At 42.0% G+C, this 20,430-nt stretch carries 21 protein-coding genes; 3 read left to right on the forward strand and 18 right to left on the reverse strand.

Going from position 1 to position 20,430, the window contains the following annotated elements:
- Positions 1 to 13: 13 nt before the first annotated feature.
- The 3 genes from HMPREF9064_RS03180 to HMPREF9064_RS03170 form a co-directional block, all read right to left on the reverse strand.
- Positions 14 to 931 (reverse strand): restriction endonuclease, encoded by a 918-nt coding sequence (locus HMPREF9064_RS03180; protein WP_006718876.1) that lies wholly within the window; start codon positions 929 to 931, stop codon positions 14 to 16.
- Entirely contained in the window at positions 915 to 1,244 is a 330-nt protein-coding gene (gene yqfB / locus HMPREF9064_RS03175) for a N(4)-acetylcytidine aminohydrolase (protein ID WP_006718878.1), read from the reverse strand. The genes HMPREF9064_RS03180 and yqfB overlap by 17 nt, the downstream gene beginning before the upstream one ends.
- Before the next feature lie 168 nt (positions 1,245 to 1,412).
- Positions 1,413 to 1,859: a DNA polymerase III subunit chi gene (locus HMPREF9064_RS03170; RefSeq protein WP_006718880.1), complete on the reverse strand. Its 447-nt coding sequence runs from the start codon at positions 1,857 to 1,859 to the stop codon at positions 1,413 to 1,415.
- 221 nt (positions 1,860 to 2,080) lie between these two features.
- On the opposite strand from HMPREF9064_RS03170, the gene fumC reads away from it, so the two are divergent.
- On the forward strand, positions 2,081 to 3,475 hold the full coding sequence (fumC, locus tag HMPREF9064_RS03165) for a class II fumarate hydratase (RefSeq protein WP_006718885.1): 1,395 nt from the start codon (positions 2,081 to 2,083) through the stop codon (positions 3,473 to 3,475).
- 98 nt (positions 3,476 to 3,573) lie between these two features.
- A complete protein-coding gene (locus tag HMPREF9064_RS03160; protein ID WP_006718887.1) occupies positions 3,574 to 4,179 on the forward strand; it encodes a hypothetical protein in 606 nt (201 codons plus the stop codon).
- A 53-nt stretch (positions 4,180 to 4,232) separates the two neighbouring features.
- Here the strand turns inward: HMPREF9064_RS03160 and ycfP are convergent, their stop codons facing one another.
- The 3 genes from ycfP to nfsA are packed head-to-tail and all read right to left on the reverse strand — an operon-like array spanning position 4,233 to position 6,427.
- A complete protein-coding gene (gene ycfP / locus HMPREF9064_RS03155) occupies positions 4,233 to 4,772 on the reverse strand; it encodes an alpha/beta hydrolase YcfP (protein WP_006718888.1) in 540 nt (179 codons plus the stop codon).
- Positions 4,769 to 5,686, reverse strand: a complete 918-nt coding sequence (locus tag HMPREF9064_RS03150; protein ID WP_006718891.1) for an ATP-grasp domain-containing protein — start codon at positions 5,684 to 5,686, stop codon at positions 4,769 to 4,771. The genes ycfP and HMPREF9064_RS03150 overlap by 4 nt, the downstream gene beginning before the upstream one ends.
- Before the next feature lie 6 nt (positions 5,687 to 5,692).
- Positions 5,693 to 6,427 (reverse strand): oxygen-insensitive NADPH nitroreductase, encoded by a 735-nt coding sequence (nfsA, locus tag HMPREF9064_RS03145; protein WP_006718893.1) that lies wholly within the window; start codon positions 6,425 to 6,427, stop codon positions 5,693 to 5,695.
- Between the two features lie 135 nt (positions 6,428 to 6,562).
- Between nfsA and HMPREF9064_RS03140 the strand changes: the two genes are divergently transcribed.
- Positions 6,563 to 6,823: a GrxA family glutaredoxin gene (locus HMPREF9064_RS03140; RefSeq protein ID WP_006718895.1), complete on the forward strand. Its 261-nt coding sequence runs from the start codon at positions 6,563 to 6,565 to the stop codon at positions 6,821 to 6,823.
- A gap of 76 nt (positions 6,824 to 6,899) precedes the next feature.
- Here HMPREF9064_RS03140 and HMPREF9064_RS03135 read toward each other — a convergent pair whose 3' ends face one another.
- From HMPREF9064_RS03135 to HMPREF9064_RS03085, 12 genes are all read right to left on the reverse strand, one after another.
- Entirely contained in the window at positions 6,900 to 7,196 is a 297-nt protein-coding gene (locus HMPREF9064_RS03135; protein ID WP_032997940.1) for a hypothetical protein, read from the reverse strand.
- A gap of 6 nt (positions 7,197 to 7,202) precedes the next feature.
- Entirely contained in the window at positions 7,203 to 8,129 is a 927-nt protein-coding gene (locus tag HMPREF9064_RS09695) for a hypothetical protein (RefSeq protein ID WP_006718899.1), read from the reverse strand.
- A gap of 50 nt (positions 8,130 to 8,179) precedes the next feature.
- Positions 8,180 to 9,679, reverse strand: a complete 1,500-nt coding sequence (locus HMPREF9064_RS03130) for a VWA domain-containing protein (RefSeq protein ID WP_006718900.1) — start codon at positions 9,677 to 9,679, stop codon at positions 8,180 to 8,182.
- Between the two features lie 50 nt (positions 9,680 to 9,729).
- Positions 9,730 to 11,226 carry a VWA domain-containing protein gene (locus HMPREF9064_RS03125; RefSeq protein ID WP_006718901.1) on the reverse strand — a complete coding sequence of 499 codons (1,497 nt, stop codon included), beginning with the start codon at positions 11,224 to 11,226 and terminating at the stop codon, positions 9,730 to 9,732.
- 42 nt (positions 11,227 to 11,268) lie between these two features.
- A complete protein-coding gene (locus tag HMPREF9064_RS03120) occupies positions 11,269 to 12,552 on the reverse strand; it encodes a vWA domain-containing protein (RefSeq protein ID WP_006718902.1) in 1,284 nt (427 codons plus the stop codon).
- Positions 12,553 to 12,652: 100 nt separating this feature from the next.
- Positions 12,653 to 13,138 carry a hypothetical protein gene (locus tag HMPREF9064_RS03115; RefSeq protein ID WP_006718903.1) on the reverse strand — a complete coding sequence of 162 codons (486 nt, stop codon included), beginning with the start codon at positions 13,136 to 13,138 and terminating at the stop codon, positions 12,653 to 12,655.
- Positions 13,139 to 13,147: 9 nt separating this feature from the next.
- Entirely contained in the window at positions 13,148 to 13,861 is a 714-nt protein-coding gene (locus HMPREF9064_RS03110; RefSeq protein ID WP_006718904.1) for a coiled-coil domain-containing protein, read from the reverse strand.
- Between the two features lie 33 nt (positions 13,862 to 13,894).
- On the reverse strand, positions 13,895 to 15,505 hold the full coding sequence (locus tag HMPREF9064_RS03105) for an SUMF1/EgtB/PvdO family nonheme iron enzyme (RefSeq protein ID WP_006718905.1): 1,611 nt from the start codon (positions 15,503 to 15,505) through the stop codon (positions 13,895 to 13,897).
- Complete coding sequence (locus tag HMPREF9064_RS03100; protein WP_006718906.1) at positions 15,498 to 16,724, reverse strand: ABC transporter permease; 1,227 nt, start codon at positions 16,722 to 16,724, stop codon at positions 15,498 to 15,500. The genes HMPREF9064_RS03105 and HMPREF9064_RS03100 overlap by 8 nt, the downstream gene beginning before the upstream one ends.
- The gene (locus tag HMPREF9064_RS03095) at positions 16,711 to 17,436 is read right to left on the reverse strand and encodes an ABC transporter ATP-binding protein (RefSeq protein ID WP_006718907.1); all 726 of its coding nucleotides are present in this window, start codon (positions 17,434 to 17,436) and stop codon (positions 16,711 to 16,713) included. Before HMPREF9064_RS03095 ends, HMPREF9064_RS03100 begins: the two co-directional genes overlap by 14 nt.
- A 30-nt stretch (positions 17,437 to 17,466) precedes the next feature.
- Positions 17,467 to 19,401 (reverse strand): vWA domain-containing protein, encoded by a 1,935-nt coding sequence (locus tag HMPREF9064_RS03090; RefSeq protein ID WP_375712769.1) that lies wholly within the window; start codon positions 19,399 to 19,401, stop codon positions 17,467 to 17,469.
- A gap of 35 nt (positions 19,402 to 19,436) precedes the next feature.
- On the reverse strand, positions 19,437 to 20,429 hold the full coding sequence (locus HMPREF9064_RS03085) for a hypothetical protein (protein ID WP_006718909.1): 993 nt from the start codon (positions 20,427 to 20,429) through the stop codon (positions 19,437 to 19,439).
- Position 20,430: the final 1 nt, after the last annotated feature.

Here is a 20,430-nt window from a genome sequence, read left to right on the forward strand (position 1 = left end):
ATTTATAAAAATACTATGAAAAGCTTTCCCAAAAATCACTATCTAATTTCTTAATGCTAAAAATTTTTTGTGGCTGAACACCTAATTCATATTCATAAATATATTTAGCCAATAAATCTCCATTAATCAAAACAATTTTTGCTTTTGAAAAATTTTGAACATATTTTACAGCCTCATTTGAGAATTTTGCAGTAGTCACAAAAATACCTTTTGTTGCATTTCCTTGTAAACCAAGCAATGTTCCTATAAATCGTTGAATATCAGGTTGCCCTATTGATACATCTTTTTGATAACGTTTTGCTTGTACATAAATTTGTTCAAATCCTAGAACATCACTTTTTATAATCCCATCAATTCCACCATCTCGACTTAATTGTGTAATCTCACCATCCCCATACCCCATTTTTTGAAACAGTTCGATAACAATTTTTTCAAAAGCTACTGGAGATTTGCTTAAAAGCACTTCGAGAATCTCATTATAAATCTCTTTTCTAATAGCTAAATAAGACTTTTCTAACTGTTCAAGTGGATTCACCTCAAGCTCAACAATTTGTTGCGTAATTTCTTCTTTTTCTTGCTCCGATGAAGTATCAAACTTTCTTAAGTAGTTTTCTCTAATATATTTTAAAATATCATCACTAGAGGCATATAAAAGCTGAATACCTAAATCAGAGACAAAATATAATCTTTTATCTTTTACCTTCTCAAAAGATATCAAACCTGACTTATCTAAATCATTTAATTTCCACAAAACAGTATTTTCAAAAATCTTAGCATTACTTACTTCATATCTACGATTCAGGAAATCATTATCTAAATTAAAATATTCAGCTAATTTACTAATAATAGAAGATTTATCTAAATTTGGATTTGTTTTAAGTATATTTAAGATGGGATTTAATAAATCTTTTGTTTTATTGTAAGTTCTCATATTTCCCCTCTATCAAACCAAACGTAACTACATAAAGCAGCCCTTCACTCGGATAAATACTCCGAATCACTTCTTTCAACTCATCCAATCCCATATTCTCCTGCTTCGCATGTTGTTCTGTCAGTTCATCAAGGGTAATTGGCGACACACTTAACACTTCAACAGTGCAGAAATATTGATTATCTTCAAACCGCCCCACTCGCAGAATATCGCCCGCTTTAAAATGGCTTTCGGATTTATCACGAATGGTGATGGTTTTGCGCCCGGCGAGAATATCGGCTTCAAAGCGTTGGTAGAAAGTAATGTCGTTCATAAAAGTGCGGTCAGTTTTTTAAGTGTTTTTTGTAACCATCCCCCTCTTTGGCAAAGAGGGGTTAGGGGAGATTCGGCAGAAGTTATATCAACCTCATAAAGAAATTCACGCTTGTTATCAAATCTCCCCCAGTTCCTCTTTTCTAAAGAGGGGCGTTTTTTTATATCGTTATACCTGCTCCGTACTCAACGCCCAGCCTAACTGTCTCAGTTGTTTATAACGCTCACGCGCCAAGGCTTTTGGCTGCTCTTCCACAGGAACAAAGTCGATAATTTGGTTAAAGCTATTAATGTATTCCGGCAGTTGCGGTTGCAGATTAATCAGCAAATCACGGCTTTGTGCATTGCGTTTGCCCGTCCAACTAATTTCAATAGGCGTGGCATACGTGGTGGCTTCGCCGGAAAGGTTGTGCGGAACAAACTCGTCAGGTTCTCTTTGCCACAATGCCTCATCAATATTGAGCGCCTGAGCTTCACTTTCACACACCAATAAAACACGTTTTCCTAAACGCCAAGCGGATGCCGCTAAATCGCAAGCAAGGCTTTCCACTGCAGACAAATTTGACCGCGCAGAAGAGCTGTCGGAAAGCAGGTAAAATTGCGCGTTTTTCGGCATAAATAACACGTCCAAATTAGGAAAAATGAATTGCAAGATTTTAGCGGAAATCGGCTAAAATATAAAATGTTAATTTCCGAACCCTTTCGCCGCCAACGGACCGAACTTTATGATCTAAGTCACAAAACCGATTTTCTGTTTGTAATTTCAGTTCATAGATTGGCTTGCCGGTGTTAGAATCCAACAGACTTTTCATTAATAATCAATAAGAGGTAATTACAATGGCATTTCGTATTGAAAAAGACACCATGGGCGAAGTTCAAGTGCCGGCAGACAAATACTGGGCTGCTCAAACCGAACGTTCCCGCAACAATTTCAAAATCGGTCCTGCGGCATCTATGCCACATGAAGTCATCGAAGCCTTTGGTTATTTGAAAAAAGCGGCTGCATTCGCCAACCATGATTTAGGCGTGTTACCTGCTGAAAAACGTGATTTAATCGCACAAGCTTGCGATGAAATTTTAGCAAATAAATTAGACGATCAATTCCCGTTGGTGATTTGGCAAACCGGTTCCGGTACACAATCCAACATGAACGTGAACGAAGTGGTGGCAAACCGCGCTCACGTTTTACACGGTGGCAAATTGGGCGAAAAATCCATTATTCACCCGAATGATGATGTGAACAAATCCCAATCTTCCAACGATACCTTCCCAACCGCAATGCATATTGCCGCATACAAAAAAGTTGTCGAAATCACTATTCCTGCCGTAGAACGTTTACAAAAAACCTTTGCAGCAAAATCTGAAGCCTTTAAAGATGTAGTTAAAATCGGTCGTACGCACTTAATGGATGCCACACCGCTCACACTCGGTCAAGAATTCTCTGCCTATGCCGCGCAATTACACTTCGGTTTACTTGCATTGAAAAATACCCTACCGCACTTACGCCAATTAGCTCTTGGCGGCACGGCTGTGGGTACCGGTTTGAATACACCGAAAGGCTATGATGTGAAAGTGGCTGAATACATTGCTAAATTCACCGGTCTTCCGTTCATCACCGCAGAAAACAAATTTGAAGCCTTGGCAGCACATGATGCTATCGTGGAAACTCACGGTGCATTACGTCAACTTGCTATGAGCTTGTTCAAAATTGCTAACGACATCCGTTTATTGGCGTCCGGCCCGCGCTCCGGTATCGGTGAAATCTTAATTCCGGAAAATGAACCGGGTTCTTCCATCATGCCGGGTAAAGTCAACCCAACCCAATGTGAAGCCATGACCATGGTATGCGCACAAGTGTTTGGTAACGACACCACTATCGCGTTCGTCGGCTCTCAAGGTCACTTCCAATTGAACGTGTTCAATCCGGTAATGATTGCGAACTTCTTACAATCCGCCCAATTGTTGGCAGATGCCTGTGTTTCTTTAGATGAACACTGCGCGACCGGTATCGAACCGAACTTCCCTCGCATTAAACAACAACTTGAAAATTCATTGATGTTGGTCACAGCACTTAATACCCATATCGGTTATGAAAATGCGGCGAAAATTGCGAAAACCGCACACAAAAACGGTACCACCTTACGCGAAGAAGCCATTAATCTTGGCTTAGTTTCTGCGGAAGATTTCGACAAATGGGTGCGTCCGGAAGATATGGTAGGCAGCTTAAAATAACGTGATGCGTTAAATTAAGTTATGAGTAAAGAAGACGGGATCAATTTCCCGTCTTTTTTGCTATAATCGCCCACATAAATTTTTATGACGGATTGTTTATGAAATTAAAATCGCTGCTGTTTATTTTAAGCTTATTTCCTACCGCACTTTCTGCCCATTGGGTCAATGTGGGCACTGCCGACTATAATTGGGGGCCGTTCTTGGTTTATTCCATTGATTTGGCGACCGAAGACGGTGCATATCAGGAAAATCAATTACCTATCATGCTTTCTTTCAAATATGAAAAACCCGTTGAAGGCAAGAATTTTGCGATTAGCTTAATTAAAGAAATGGAATTTCTAAAAGCGGATAAAGCGAAAAGTGACGCATGGCTAAAAGACATGCAGGCTATTTTCCCGGATTTCTCACCAAACGATGTATTACGTTACATTGCGTTGCCCGATAGAGGTTATTTCATGTTAAACGACTCAATCTTGGATCATGAATTTGAGCCGGAATTTAGCCGCTTATTTGCCGGCATTTGGTTATCGCCAAACAGTAATTTTATAAAATTACAGCCGCAATTATTAGGCAAAGAAAAAAATGCCACTCCGGCAGAAGAATTTAAAACACAGCCGGAAATAGCCCCGTTGAGTGAAGAAGATGCCAGTCCGCAATTACCGCCAAATTTCCCGTTAAATAACAAGAATCCGGAATTCGGCTAGAATACAAAAAACAAAGGGTAGCGAAATGCTACCCTTCTTTTTTCCTCAAAACCTTACGCGTCTTTAAATGCTTTGATTTGCTGTAAATGATGAGAAATTTGCTTGAATTTATGGCTTTCATTTTCATCCCACACAATATCGTAATACGGAGACAAAACATCTGCGCTACGTTTGGAATCCAACACGCCGTCCTCAATCGATAAAAAAACCAGACAGCGACCTTTATTCTTCATACGGAAATTTTCCACGCATTTGGTGGCGATGTCTTCGTATTCTTCTGGGCGGTCAATCTTACCTGTCATATTTTCTTGTGGAAATAAATTCGGGTTGAAAATCGCCTGTTTAATGCCGCACAAGAAGCCGATACGCTCCGCCCAGTAGCCACCCAACCCAACGCCGCAAATCAACGGGTTCTCATCTTTCGATTCAGACACCAGTTTATGCACCTCATTCAGCAAGAAAGTCATGTCATGACGCGGGTGCAACGTACTGTAATTAATAAAACGTACGTCACCATCAATAAATTTTAACTGCATGACTTTTTCATAATTACCGGGGCTGCTGGAATCAAAACCATGTAAATAAATAATCATTTTATTACTCCAACTTGATTACGGGTTTTCTGTTCTAAATATAAAATCATTTGCAAGGCGATATTAATGCCGCTGGTCTTCTCAATCATTTCAAGCCCCGGGCTAGCATTCACTTCCAGCACCAACGGACCATTCACAGAACGAATTAAATCCACGCCGGCAACATCCAAGCCCAACGCTTTCGTGGCATTTAAAGCAATTTGCTTTTCCTGTTCGGTCAGTATCACTTTTTCCGCAGTGGCGCCACGGTGACAATTTGCGCGAAATTCTCCGTTCTGCCCGACACGTTGCATAGCGGCAACCACGCGTCCACCAATCACAAAACAGCGTAAATCGGTGCCGTTGGACTCCGCCACAAATTCTTGTAACAACACGGGCACATCCGATTGCTTTAATGTGTCCAAAATACTGACCGCACTTTGTGCCCGCTCTGCCAAAATCACGCCAATGCCTTGCGATCCGGTTAGGGTTTTCAAAATTGTTGGTGCGCCGATGTGTTGCACCGCATGATTAGCATCCACTTCCATGCCTGCCAATAAAGAATCCGGTACAGCGATGCCATGTTGTAACAACATCTGCAGGCTCAACCATTTATCTCGAGCATTACGAAATGCATCCACATGATTCAAGCAAGGAATACCCAACGCCTGAAAATAGTGCAACACGCGACAGCCCATGAGCATACTGGTTGTGCCAAAACGAGGCAATACCGCATCATATTGCGGCAATAATTGTGCTTCACTTTCAGGCTCTGCCTGATAATACAATGCAAAGTGCGGTGGATTTTTACGGAGTTTTATCAAGCAACGATTCGGATCCAAAATATCCATTTGATGCCCGTTGTCTTCCGCCGCACGTTTTAGCCGCTGACAACTATACAAGCGCGGCTCACGACACAACATTAACAATTTCATACAAAATTACTTTTTAATGAAACCTTGTTGTTGCAAATAAGCCAACACTTTCGGGCGAATCGGTTTATCCAAACTCTTAATCACATTACGTGACCAATCCATGTCAATGTTGCTACGCTGACGATAATATTCAGCAACGGTAGCGTTATATTCGTCAAGTTTAGTGGTATCCAACGGCTGATAGGCGTTTTCAAAGAACAAGGTTTCTTTCGGCAGGCGTGGTTTGGTCGGCGGATCCTGATCGGGATACCCCAAACACATCCCCACCATCGGTAAACAATGTTCCGGTAGATTTAACAATTTGCCAACCGCTTCCATTTCATTACGCAAAGAACCAATATACACACCGCCAAGCCCTAGGCTTTCCGCCGCCAACAATACATTTTGCGACATGATACCGGTATCAACTGCGCCGATGAGCAAGACTTCTGCATAATCTAACTGCGCTGTTGGACAAATTTGTTTATGTTTATGGAAATCAACACAGAACACCCAAAACTCCGGTGCGGATTTCACATATTCCTGATTAGAACTGTATGCCATCATTTGATCACGAATCGCCGGATCAGTGATACGCACAATAGAAACACATTGCAAATGGTTAGATGTAGAGGCAAAACGCGCCGCATTTACAAGCTGTTCAATCACCTTGTCAGATACGGGTTCATCCGTAAAACGACGAATTGAACGATGGGCTAAAATACAATCTAAAGTCGAAGAAGTGAGTTTTTTCTCAGACATAAACCTTCCTTACTGTAACAAACATCAAATTTGCACCTATCTTACACTAATTACACGCCCTCCCCAAAACCCCTTTATTCTTTTTTAGAGAGGTCGTAGAATCACACTACTGATTCATCACAACAAGGAAAAATTATGTTTGTTACTATTTATGGACGTTTAAGTTGCCCGTATTGCGTACGCGCTAAAAACTTAGCCGAAAAATTGAAAAATACCGTGGAAAATTTTGATTATCGTTACATCGATATCATTGAACAGGGCATGACAAAAGAAGACATTGCGAAAATCATCGGCAAACCGGTACAAACTGTACCGCAAATTTTAATTGATGAAAAACACATTGGCGGGTGTACCGACTTCCAAGCTTTCGTGCATGAACAATTTGGTATTGACTAATTTCTCTCTGTGATAAAACAAAAAGTGCGGTGAAAAAACAAATAAATTTTTAACCGCACTTTTTTATTTCCCCTATTTATCCGTTAGGCACGATCACATCAGCAATCAATTTCAAATCCGGATTCACATAAACTACACGGAAATCATCACCTTTTTTTATCACTTCCAGCATTTTGATTTTGCGTTGGCAATCCCGGATCGGCTTACGATAAGCATAGGTTCGCATTCGGTCATTGAGCTTAATTTGTAGCTCAAATCCATAGCCGCTATCAAGCATTTTACACATATAACCGCCCGGAACTTGGTGCGCACCAAATTGTTCTACGGTAAAAACATAACTACCGTTTGGCATTTGGTTACGATGCTTTGCCACAATATTTTACACCGGTGAGGTAAAATTCCGCTTGTTGCTACCGCAACCCACGCCATTCATATCCACGTCAAGCACAGCATAACCGTTAGAACATTTATTGGCGTGAGCGTTTAACGTATTTAATTGTAAATCCAAGTCTTCACCGTTATGCCATACCAAAGAAGCACGGAAATCACCGTTTGGATTACCGCCGGAGGCTCTAACTTTTTCCGCTATACTATTATCAATTATTGGTTTAGGCGTTTTTTTCTCTTCTTCTATTTTTTCCTTTACAGGTTCGGTCTGTGGCTCTTCTTTTACTGGCTCGTTTTTTGGTTCTTCTTTCAGCGATTCCGGTTTTTGCTCCGGTTTGGCAATTTCAATTTTTACCGGCGCCACCGCTTCGGCCTTAATAGGCGCCGGATAGAAATAGAACCACCATGCTAATCCACCTAACAGCAATAATAGTAACAACCACAGCCACCAACGAGACTTTTTCACCTTTGGCGTAGATGATACCGCCGGCATTGGCTTTTTACCTAAGCCCCAACCGGTAATCACCGGTTGCTTGTTCACAACATAAATTTGGACAGAATCATGTTGCACGGCCTTGACCAAGCTTTCCAATAAAGCCGATTGTTCGAAAGTAATCGTGCCTTTTTGTAGCAAATCCACACGTAATTTATCTACCGCCTCCAAACGTTGAGAAATCAATGTTTCCGCATTTTTGCGAGCTACTTGTTCCCATTCAGTATGGCCTAACAAATAGGGTTGTCCTTGCAAATCGGAATACCATTCCACCACATTGCCATTAACTTCAGGACGTGCAAATATAAACGCAGTACTAGGCGGTAAATACCGATTTAACAGACTGACAATTTCATCATAATGGCTAAATAACTCTACAGCAGCCAGATTTTGCTGTTCCAAATTGACTCGCGCAAGACGTTGCATAATCTCTCCGACGTCAAAAATGCGGTAAAAAACGACCGCACTTTATCACATTATTTACACTCTTCTTTTTCCACCATCGGCTTAATAGCTTGGTTGATCATGCTGGTAACTTGCGCCTTGCTGTTAGCAGTAAACACTTTACCTTTAGTCGCTGTGGCCAAACAATTTGCAGCTTTTGTTCCCCCAATATCCACTACGTTGATTTTCAGCTTTGGTTTATTTTTTGCAATTTGACGGCCAAGACCACATACGTCATGTTTTATTCCGTTACAAAAATCATCACCATCACTTAACACTAAAATAAACGCCTCACGTTTAATACCATCAACCATTGATGCTGCTTGTTGTAAACCACTATAGAGTGCCGTGCCGGTGCCCTGATCACTGTCTTTCGGTTGCAGTGCATTGATTTGGGCTTTTAAAGCTTTCCGTTTATCGGGCCCAAACATGCCATGATTTCGAGCCCCAGGACACATTTTTAAGCTTACCAAGCCAATATCAATATTGGGGTCAATCTTATCAATAATTGCAGCAGCAGATTTCTTCGCCGTACTAATACGATTTGGCTCACGACGCATATAATCAAACTCTGCGTCTGTGGGAAACGGCGAATTAATAAAACGTTGAATAGACGCCGGACTTTCCAACAATGAAAACAACATCGACAAGGAATCATCAAATACAATCACCATTTGCGGACGTTGAGCCGGGGGGATGGTTTTAGTGCAATATTTCGGTTTTTCCGGTTTAGGTGGCTCCTCCACTTTCAACGGCTCCTCAACCTTCGGTGGTTCTTCGACTTTTGGCGGTTCTTCCACTTTTGGAGGTTCCTCTACTTTTGGCGGTTCCTCTACTTTTGGCTCTTCCGGCTCCGGAATAAACTCAAGCCGCTGTGGCTCGGGCTTCGGTTCCTCTTTTGGCGGTTCCGGTTTCGGTTCTTCTTTTGGTGGCTCCGGTTTGGAAATTTCAACTTTCACAGGCTCCATTGGTTGAGATTGAACCGGCTCAGGGCGGAAGAACAACCACCACGCCAAACCACCTAGTAATAGCAATAATAATGGTAACAACCACAGCCACCCGAGGGATTTACTTGGTACAGGCACAACTGGTGGTGGGACTGGAATCGGCTTTTTACCCAAGCCCCAACCGGTAATCACGGGTTGTTTGTTGACGATATAAATTTGGATGGAATCATGCTGTGCCGCATCAACCATGCGCTCCAATAAAGTCGCTTGTTCTGCACTGATGCTGCCCTTTTGCAACAACTCCGCACGCAGTTTATCTACCGTAGCCAAACGCTGTGAAATCAAGCCCTCAGCCTGTTTTCTAGCCTGCTGTTCCCGTTCGGAGTTACCTAACAAATATGGTTGTCCTTGTAACTCGGAATACCACTCCACTACATCGCCATGCACGTCAGGTCGCGCCAACATAGTGGCTGTGCTTGGTGGAAGATGACGAAGTAAAATTGTCGTGACCTCATCATAATGGCCAAACAACTCCACGGCTGCGCTATTTTGTTGATCTAAATTAACTCTTGCTAAGCGTTGCATAATCTCTCCAACCTCAAAAATACGATGAAATATGACCGCACCTTATCACATTATTTACACTCTTCTTTTTCCACCATTGGTTTAATGGCTTGGTTAATCATATTAGTAACTTGTGCTTTACTGTTAGCGGTAAACACTTTGCCTTTGGTCTCCGTTGCCAAACAGTTTGCGGCTTTCGCACCACCAATATCGACGACATTAATTTTCAGTTTTGGTTTTTGTTTGGCTAATTCTTGTGCTATAGCACACACATTAGTATTACCTTTATCACAACTTTCCTCACCATCGCTCAACACTAAAATAAAAGCATCACGTTTAACGCCATCTACCATGGCTGCGGCTTGTCGCAAACCGCTATGAAGCGCCGTACCTATATTCTCCTCGCCCTCTTTCGGAAACAATCCTCTAATTTGAGCTTTTAGTGCTTTACGCTTACTCGGACCGAACATACCATGATTTCTGGCTCCAGGGCATCTTCTTAAACTTACCAATCCAATATCAATATTAGGATCAATCTTATCAATAATATCTGTAGCCGCTTTTTTTGCTGTAGTAAGACGACGTGGTTCACGGAACATATGTACTTTTTCCTCTTCCGAGATTATCTCATTATTATTCCAACGATCCCAAAATGCGTTAATTACTGCACTGCTTTCATTTAAACTAGCCAACATAGATAAGGAATCATCAAATACAATTACCATTTGCGGACGTTGAGCCGGCGTAATAGTTTTAGTGCAATATTTTGGTTTTTCCTGTTTAGGAGGTTCTTCCACTTTCGGAGGATCCTCAACCTTTGGAGGTTCCTCCACTTTTGGTGGTTCCTCCACTTTCGGTGGTTCTTCTACTTTCGATGGTTCTTCCGGCTCAGGAATAAACTCAAGCCGCTGTGGCTCGGGCTTCAGTTCCTCTTTTGGCGGTTCCGGTTTCGGTTCTTCTTTTGGTGGCTCCGGTTTGGAAATTTCAACTTTCACAGGCTCCATTGGTTGAGATTGAACCGGCTCAGGGCGGAAGAACAACCACCACGCCAAACCACCTAGTAATAGCAATAATAATGGTAACAACCACAGCCACCCGAGGGATTTACTTGGTGCAGGCACAACAGGTGGCGGAACAGGAATCGGCTTTTCCCCCAAGCCCCAACCGGTCATCACGGGCTGTTTGTTAACGATATAAATTTGAATGGAATCATGCTGCGCTGCGTCAACCACCCGCTCCAATAAAGTCGCTTGCTCTGCGTTAATACTTCCCTTTTGCACCAACTCCGCACGCAGTTTATCGACCGTAGCCAGACGATGTGAAATAAAGGTCTCAGCCTGTTTTCGAGCCTGTTGATCCCGTTCGGAATTACCTAACAAATATGGTTGTCCTTGCAACTCGGAATACCACTCCACTACCTCGCCATGCACCTCAGGACGCGCCAACATACTGGCTGTGCTCGGCGGCAAATGACGAAGCAAAATTGCCGTGATCTCGTTGTAATGCCCAAACAACTCCACGGCTGCGCTATTTTGTTGATCTAAATTTACTCTTGCTAAGCGTTGCATAATCTCTCCAACTTCAAAAACGCGGCGAAAAACGACCGCACTTTATTCGCAAATTTCTTGTTGTACCGGCTTCATGGCTTGTTTAATCGCATCGGTTAATTTTTCTTGGCTGGTCATGTCATGGTCAAAAATCTGCCCGCCTGTAGCCTTTGCCAAGCAGTCTGTGGCATTCCAAGGGGAATTGATACTCACAATATTCACTTTCAATTTTGGCCGCTCTTTTGCCACATTTTCCATTAATGCGCAGATTTTTCGCTCAGTGCAATCACCGTTACCTTCAGTAATCAACACAATCAAGGCTTCGCGTTTTTTACCATCAAGCAATGTTAAGGCTTTTTCAATACCCTCATAAATGGGTGTACCCGGCACTCGATGCTCACGCACCGTCATATTTTGTACTTTATTTTTTAATTCCGTACGTTGTGTACCAGTAAAAATGCCATGATTAATCGCAGCCGATACATCAGCCGATTTACTGACACAACTTTGTAGTTCAATCAAACCGATATCTACGGCATTCGGAACGTCATTAATCAAATGCGTCACTGCCTCCTTGGCGGCTACAGAGCGATTCGGTTGACGATCCATATAATCAATGTCGGCTTGCGGCAGGATTTGTTGTTGTAATTTTTCATCAAATGCATTGATTGCCTCTTTACTTTCCAACAGAGTATATTTCATGCCGGTAGCGTTATTAAAAATAATCGCTAACTGTGGAATATCGGCTGGCTCCTCCACTTTTCGGCAATTTTTCGGCACAATTGGCTCAATTTTTACAGTTTCAGGAACAGATGGCGTTAAAAACAACCATCCCAGGAGTCCTAAAATAGCAAAGGTGAAAAGTAGCAGTGGCAATAACCAACGACGGGGTGTTTTTACTTCTGTCACTGGCGGTGTCTGCTCAGCAGTGACATCTTTTTTCAGTCCCCAGCCGGTGATCACAGGTTGTTGGTTGATACTATAAATTTGAATATCGTGCTGTTTTACGATATGAGTGAATTGTTTTAAATACGCGGCAATAGCAGGTTCAATCGCCTCTTTTTGCAATAACTCGAACACTAAGGCATCAATGGAAGCTAAGCGTTGCACAACAAGCGCGTTGGCTTCTGCATAGTGGCTTGAATGGACGTCTAATAATTGTGGTTGCCCTTGCAATTCGGAATACCATTCCACCATATTGTCCTTCACTTCAGGGCGCGCCAATATGTTTGCCGTGCTAGGTGGCAAATAGCGATTTAATACCGCTACGATGTCATCGTAATGGTGAAATAACTCGATCGCTTCCCGGTTGTATTGATCCAAACCAACTCGTGCCAGACGTTGCATAGTATTCCTTAAAAAACATCCCCAAAAATCACCGCACTTTGAGGATCACAAAAAGTAAAAAGAGGGCCACCAACATCGTTGGTAGCCCTCAGTATTCGCATTATAAGCCTAATGCTTTTTGTAGATTAGATAACTTGCGTTGTAATTGTTCTAATTCCGCTTGTTTTTCCATTTCAGAACCGCCGCTGTTATTGACGGCTTTCATTTGTTTCTCTACTTCGGCAATTTCCGCCTGCAAATCTTGTCTGCCTTTGGCTTTTTGTTTTAACTCGGCTGTGAGTTTGCCCACAGACTGATCGAGTTTAGCCTGTTGCGCTTTTTTCTGTGCAATAGATTGGTTAACAGATTTTTGTTGCGCTTTAATATCGGCATAAATTTTATTAAATTTGGCATTTTCTGTCTTCGCGTCTAACACCAATTTTTCTTTTTGTTCAATACGCTTGTCATAACTTCCGGAAAACTGGCAGGCCGCTTTGCTGAACATATTGAGTTCAACACTCGGATCGCACTCTTCCGGCGTGTTGGTGCAGGCAGAAAGCAACACAGCAGCACCTAAAAGTGCGGTGGTTTTTAACAATGTTTTCATAGAATCTCCTTAACCAACATTTAACGCATTACGTTGCTGCGATACAACAGCGATCTGTTTTTCCAAGGCTGCAATTTGTTTTTGATATTGGGCGATTTGAGAATCTAATTTTGCTACATTCATACCGCTACCACGCTCTTTTTGCGCTACATCTTTCCAATCTCTCTCGCTTTCTTTCATTTTTTTCAATTTGTCATTTAAGTAAGCAATGTTACTATCAATCTCTTTCAACTGACGTTTGGCTTCATCTTTTTGAATGCTGTTATCCTTTAATTTACGATTCAAATTAGCCAACGTTTTTTGGTTTTGGGTCAACACGGTTTTCGCTGAATTTGCCAGAGTTCTGGCTTCTTGAGTGTTTTTATTTAAATCTTTTAAATAAGCATTTAAACGCTCTTCTTTATTAGCATAATTGGTACGCTGTTGTTCCAAATAATAGTTACCGCCCATGAGGATACCACAACCAGCTACTGCAGCTACCGCAGAACATAGTGCTGCATTATTGGTTCCGCTTAATAAACAAGCCCCAACACCTGCCGCCGCACCGGCTGCACAGGCAGTTAATCCCGATTTACTAAAAAACTCAGCTTGATTGCCTGAGGTTAAACGGCTGTCTACATTAGAAGAACCGGAGTTGGACATACTTTCACAACCGGCCAAAGCCAATGTTGTGGATAAAGTCAAAACACCAACAATAGATTTTTTAGATTGAAAATTAAACATAGGGGCTTCCTTTTTTTACTTTGGTAAGGTGGGTCATTTTACTTGACGGCAGCGTTTTAACCAAGTATCACGGTCAACTTTTCCGTCTTTATTATATTGGGATAATTGTTCCCAATAAGATTGAATAAACTGTGCAGCATTATTTTTTTCACGATTTTGTAAACGTTGTTTGGTCACCTCTACTTGTTTCTCGATCATTGCCACATTATATAAAGTTGCATTATCAACTAAGGTATCGGCGTAATATTTTAAGGTAAACTTCAACGCATTCTCTGCTTTTAATTTTTTCTCACTGAGATTATTGATTTGCTCTTCGGTACACAAGCCTTCTTTCGGCGCACCATCACAGGTTTGTTTAATATTTTCTACCAAATTCAACGCATTTTGGTAGGTATTATCCAAATCAACCATATTACTACACAAGAAACCGCCCAAACGCAATGAAGCTTGAATAGCTGAATCTCGCTGTTCGTCACGAGCTTGGTTGGCTTGACGCAAAGTATCATTCAATTTTTTCAGTTCTTTTTCCAACTGTTCCTTGGCAATAGTTTGATTTTGCACATCTTGTGCCAATTTTTCCAATTGCCCAACCACATTAGAACCTGCGCCGTGTTTATCATCTTTGTTATCATCACGGCCTAGCTTAGCCCATTCTTCTTTCAAGTCTTTAATTCGTTGTGCAGAGGTCAGTACCGGCGCCACCATCGCCACACGAAAACCGATATCTTTGGCTTTATCCACATTACTGTTATTATATAAAGAACGCTCAATGCGATAAGCATTGGTTAAACTTTCTGCTGAATTTAAATAACTGCCACCACGTACGGTGACACCACCACTTTGCCCATGGTAATGATCTAAACGATTGAGTTTGAAAGCATCAAACATCATTTCTGCCGCATTACCCAAAGTGTCAAATAGGCCTAACGGATTGCCTTCCAACTGTCCAGTAAGCTGAATCTTACCATTCGCATTTTTGTTGCTCCACACATATTTCTCCGCACCATCTTTCATTGGAAAAAGCGGTTCACGAAATTCGGAGGAAGACACCGCAGCACCACCGCGCGCCGCATACTCCCATTCGGCATTAGTCGGCAAACGAACAAACCCTTTTGTGCCGTCCTCAGTTGGTAATTTATCTGCCGCATTTTTTAGCAACCATTCATTATATTTGCGGGTAAATTCCAGAGCATCAAACCAACTTACTTCTGTTATTGGTAAACGTCCTTTCATGTTGACTGATGGGCATTGTTCGTTCATTACCGATTGATATTGCAACTGTGACACTTCATATTTAGCCATTAAAAAATATCGCCCCTGAGACTTGTCGTCAAAACTGCCGGCAATAGCATTTGGGGTTGAATGTTCAGCAATTTGGTCGGCAGAATTGTCACTGCCCAGAAGGATGCTTTTTTCTTCCAAAGGTGAATGAGTTTCCGTTTTTACCATTCGAAAAACCATATTACCATCACAAGGCATGGGTAAAATTACATCCCCTTCCAAAGGTTTCGGATTATAGAATTTCTCTTCCCATGGAGTGCCATAAGCAGACTGCGCCACTAATTCCGTCAAAAGTGCGGTAACAAAAATAGCTATTTTTGTCCTACGCCGTGATTGTTGCATTTTTGGGGTTGTTCTAGACATCTCGTAAACTCTCTGCCGGTTGAATTTTCACCGCTTGTCGCGCGCCGATTCCGGCCACAATAGCAGCAAGGCATAACGCGATCGCAAAAGCGATGAATAAATGAATAAAATTCAAGCTACTGATAAAAATATCGTTGGATAAATTCTGACCTAATACGAAATTAAATACCTGACTGCCCGATAAGAACAAGAAATATGACAATACAAAAGCGAAACAGCTCAAACACAGAGCCTGCATAATTAAATATAACATCACCGCGCCGCTTTGAAAACCGAATAGACGTAGCAGTGCAATTTCTTTCCGCTTACGATCGATATTGGCTAAGAACGCACCTATCAGCGATAATACACAACCCAACACCGCTGTCGCTGCAATGACCATAAAAATCACGTTGAGCACACCGTCAATGGCTTTGACGTTTTCAATAGCTTTGGCTTCTGTTGAGGTTTCAATATTTTTCTGCCGTAATTTTAACGCCAAAGGCGCTACATCATCTAAGCTATTAGCATAAATGCGGGCGCGGGCGAAGTGTTCCCGCTGTTGCGGACGGTCAGGATCCTGTTGATTGGCAAAAATAGCGGTTTGGTAACCATCCCGAAAATCCTCCATTGCCAATAAGGTGTCCAACTGCACAAAGGCACCCGAACGGGCAAAACGGGTTTCAGGCACAATACCTTCCACCACCAATTCGCTAATGGCTTTTTCCACCTGATTATTTTGCGAACGTGTGACCACCAAATTGATTTTATCGCCTTGTTTTACATTTAATTTCTCTGCGGTTAAGGTACTTAATAGCACACCATTGGGTTTACTTAGTGCTTGTTCCGTTAAAGGATCGTTAACGGCTGTCGGAATCACTTCCACATCCTGTACAAATTTCTTACCACCATTTTGATTGGCAGACAAATCGGCAATAGTATTTAAAGAACGGGTCAACGGCGCCACAAAACGGGTTTCCGGCTGTTGTTGTAACCAATCAAACCAGTTCTTATCTAAATTGAGATTGCCGATAATTTTAATTTCAAGATTGCGCGGGTCATTAATTAACTGATGGCGTAACTGGGAAACTACGCCGAATTTCAAGCTGAAAAGCAACAATAACGGCGCAATTACCGCAATAAGAGACGCAATGATGCAAAAAGACACTTTGCGATCGTAATACAAATCCCGCAACGCTAATTTGCCTAGGAACATATAAGACAGATTAACTTGCTGCATGATGCGTTTCCTTCGGTAAAAACACCGCTTGCGCCGGTGTGGATAAATCTGCATACAGACTTGGCAAATGATTATTTTCCACCAAATCCCAATCATGGGTAACTAAAAGCGCCGTAATTTTTTGCTCTTCCGCCAATTTAATCATTAATGAAAATAAGGTTTGTGCATTATTCGGATCAAGCGCGGCGGTAGGCTCATCAGCCAATAACAGGCTTGGTTTGTGAATCACCGAACGAATAAAAGAAACCCGCTGCCGCTCTCCAATAGAAAGCAGACGCGGGTATTTAGTAAGCAACGATTGAATATTTAAGGCATCCGTTAAATACAAAAACCAGTCTTTATCCATGGCGCTATTTAACATTGAACAAGGCAATTCAATATTCTGTTGTACCGACAGAAAAGGCAACAAGCCTCCCGTTTGCAACATGAAACCTAACTTTCCTGCCCGTAGCTTAGAAAGTGCGGTCTGATTTTTTTGTAAAATTAACGGTTGCAAATCCATTACATCACCGGCATCACCTAATTGATAGCGAACCAAACGATCGGGCTGCAAAATTAACCCGATCATTTCCAATAAGGTACTTTTGCCACAACCACTGGCACCTTGAATGGCTAAAATCTCGCCATCTTGCAATTCAAGTTTAGGCAGCAACACATTGAATTGTTGGCTACCTTGGCCACGCCGAATCGCCATTTCTTCAATAAATAACACCGCACTTTTCCTGTTATGTAAATGAATAAATTATGGTAACGCCTCAAGCGGTACAGGATAAACGTAATCGCGCGGATCGCTGCCTTCCGATAAAGAAATCCAGCGGGATTGGTCCTCGTTAAACACGCGGTAATGACGTAACTTGCTGTTTAAGTCACGAATAAATTTTTCTTGCTCTAAGGCACTCATGCCTTTCCAAATTTGTTCGTCCAATCCGGTGACTTGGCTTTTATACGGAATGCCATCCAAATACTCCCCTAACAAGCCTAACTCGCCCAGTTTGGTGGAGTTTTCTTGTTTTAATTTATTCGGGTCTTGTCCCATTGCCGCGGCAACAGAACGTAATTGGGCAAACATCGAATCCGGTGAAATTAACCCTTCATTCGCGGCATCGGCAATTTTTTTCACCACATCACTTAAATCGCTTAATTGCGCTTTAGTCATCAATACGCGGGCTTCTGCCGTCGGAATGGTTGGTTTAAGGAAATCTTTATCGCTAATCCAGGCTTTAAATACCGGTGGGGCTTTGGCACCATTTTTATCACCTAAATAAGCCAACTGCATTGCTTTGCCCAATAATTCCGCATCCTGTTCAATTTCAGTTTTGGCTTTTTCTTGCTTAGGCTCATCAACGATCGTACCTGCAGCATTTTCCCCTTGGTATGCCAATTTCACTTGCGATGTCAAGGCACGAGCCAAAGCACCGACTTTTTCACCAAACTCATTCACATCACCGGCATTCACCGCATAATACAAGGGCTTGTTCAAGTAGTTATTGAAAGATAAATCGCTGTATTGGGTTTTCGCCTGTTCGTGATTTTTTACCCCAGCCGGAGTTTTTAAGTGCAAGGTATAAATCGCCACGCCACGATGTTGTGCTTCTAAGCGCAATTGTTTTGCATCCATTCCGGTGGAGGATAATGGATTATTACCGTCTAATGCCCCCGCATCGGTCACCAACACAATGTAGCGACCACCAAAATTGTTCCAGTTAATTTCATTTAATGCTTGTGAAATACCGGCAAATGAATCTTCGCTAAACTCTTTACTGGATACTTTCGCCTGTTTTAATTCAACCGCTTTTTGCAAGAAATCTTGCGTATCTTTCACCGTACTTGGGTCAACAAACATTTTAGAGACGTATTCCAATCCCGGTACTGCCTTGGTACTGGAACGGAACCCGACCAAACCAAATTTAACCTGTTTGCCTAAATTCTCTTTTTCAATTTGTTCGGAAACTTGTTTAATTACATCACGGGTACGATTGATATAAGGGTCCATGGAAATACTGGCATCCACCACAAACACCACAGCAGCACTAAATCCGGTCAACACTTGTGGATCAGATTTATTGGCGTTTGGATCTATTTTTGATTGTGTTTTCTGTTGAATCACCGGAGCCGTTTTACTCACAGACGCCACTTCCAAAATACGTTCATAGAAACCTTGTGAGTTCATGACTTCTTCACCTTGTAGAATTGGAAGAAGATAGAAATTCTTTTGAAAATCAATAAACTCTTTTGGCTCTTGCGCAACAATTTGTGGTGGTGTTTTATTATTGGCTAAGTCTGCACGAATTGGCTCCAAAATTTTCTTCGCATCATCGGCATTCACCACGGTTTCAATGTCCTCCTTGCTCTTAAAGAACAATAAAGGCTGGCGTTCAATCGGGTTGGTAAAAGCCAAAGTCATCTGCATATTCCATGCAACTGTACAATCCGCATCTAACCAACCGATGGTTTTACCAAAGCTGTCCGGCCCTACTTTTAACCATTCTTTACCATTCGCAGTTTGGCGCTGATACACATAAAAACGGGAAAAAGCAGGCTGTTTTTTACCTGCCGTTGCACCCGCGTTATCGACCAATTGGCAACTTGGCGTACTTAACACCCGTTGATAAAGTGTTTTCTTACCTTCCTGTTTTAACGGCTCATCCGCCAATGCGGCATTTGCCATAAATCCCATTAATAAAACAATTGAGGTGACTTTAAAAGACTTCATCATTTTTTCAATTCCGCTAAACGTTGTTTGGCCTCGGCTAAATTCGGGTTAGCCTCCAATGCGGTTTCATACCAATAAATGGCCGTGCCTTTGTCGGCTTTGAAACAACTGCTGTTGGCATTTTCTTCATATTCTTTCGCGTATGCCAAAGCAATGTCGGCATTTCCGCTCTGAGCCTGATTCGCATATAAACGCTGTGCGATAGCACATTTGTTTTCTGCTTTGGCCTGATTAATCACGGCCAAAATGCGCTGGCTGTCAGGTTTGGTTTTTAGACAATTTTGAATAAAGGCTAATTCATCATTTTTATTTTGACTTAAACTACATTCATCGGCGGACTGCGCTTTTTCTTCCGTTTTATTTTTATTCAAGAAGTAATAAGCTGCTACACCGGCAATGCCCAATAAAAGAAGCAATAAAATAATCAAACCAAGTTTGCTTTTCTTTTTCGGAGCCGGTTGAGGCGGAGGCACAACCTTCAGTTCTTCCACCACCGGTTCAATAATAATTTCTTCCTCCGGCGGCAATCTGATCTCGTCAATAATCGGTTCAGGCTCAGGATCGGGAATATTCACCAAAACTTGGTCATCTACATGATTCACGGTGTTATCAATAGAGCGCACATCATCTGCACGTGCTGTATTGCCGCTGGCAGAAGACGCTAACACGTCATTGGAAAGTTTTAACACACCCATATCTTTTGTATTGGCATCGCGTACCATCATACGATATTGCATGGTGCTGCTTTGTTGTACCAAGGCATCAATTAACCAAGGGCCAAGTATGCCGCTTAGCACGTTATCTTGTAAGGTTAATTGCTCACTGACTTTCAACCAAACGGGTTCAATATTCCAATGCTGTCCTTCGGCAAAATAGTAGGAGTCCTGACTCCTTTGCACACTGATTTCAATATTTTCAACGCCACCTTTCCAGTTACCTGCGATGAATTCCGCATATCCGGGACGTACAGCTTTCAATTCAATTCTTAACATA

It is taken from the genome of Aggregatibacter segnis ATCC 33393 (assembly GCF_000185305.1).
GTDB classification, from domain to species: domain Bacteria; phylum Pseudomonadota; class Gammaproteobacteria; order Enterobacterales; family Pasteurellaceae; genus Aggregatibacter; species Aggregatibacter segnis.